We start from the raw sequence: 639 nt of genomic DNA, 5'->3' as shown, positions 1-639 counted from the left end.
ACCGGTGCACACCGCCTTGGCCCTGTTCTGTGCCGCTCCTTGAACGAATAGTTCATCCGGATCGGTAGTGCGGCAGGCTGCCTGCGCACTCCAGTCGGTAACCCAGCCCATCCCGGCGCCGTCCTCTCCCGAATCGAGGCTCCCCCACGGCGGTAGCGGCATATTCACCGCTGCCAGTTGAGGACGTTACGGAAGGCGGGCACAGTGCAACACCCCCGACGGGCCCAATCTTGAATGGTCCGAACGGACTATGGGTAAGCGGCAGATCACCCGACGGAGTGATCCGGCGACATGCCCGACCATTCCGGCAATTCGGGTGCAATCGTCGGTTCAACTTCAGCAGAGGGGCCAGATTCGGACATGTGTCCACCCCATTCGGGAAGGGTGAAAATCAAGCCGAGGGGTTGATGTCGCACCACACTGCTGTGACAGTTGGGGACAGCTTAGGCCAAGGCATTCGCGTGTGTCCGGCGAATCAGAACGTAGGCTGCCCCCTATGGGAAAGAAGCGCTCGGGCGGCGGGCTCACGGGGAGCCAGCAGGCCGCCAAGTTCCTCGGGGTGTCCGTTCTCTCCGGGGTTGTACTGGCCGGCATGGCGATTCCGGCCGCAGGCGCCCTGGGCCTCGCGGCCAAGGGGAC

The 639-nt window shown here is 63.8% G+C and carries 1 pseudogene; it reads right to left on the bottom strand.

Annotated elements, in window-relative coordinates:
• Positions 1-111: pseudogene (gene wblA / locus ACFWVD_RS28470) on the bottom strand (transcriptional regulator WblA); the annotation flags it as partial.
• Positions 112-639: the final 528 nt, after the last annotated feature.

Origin of the sequence: Nocardia sp. NPDC058666, from assembly GCF_042714895.1 — a bacterium.
GTDB lineage: Bacteria > Actinomycetota > Actinomycetes > Mycobacteriales > Mycobacteriaceae > Nocardia.
The sequence above is the reverse complement of the archived record's forward strand: the minus strand, read 5'-3'. Positions and strand labels throughout refer to the sequence as shown.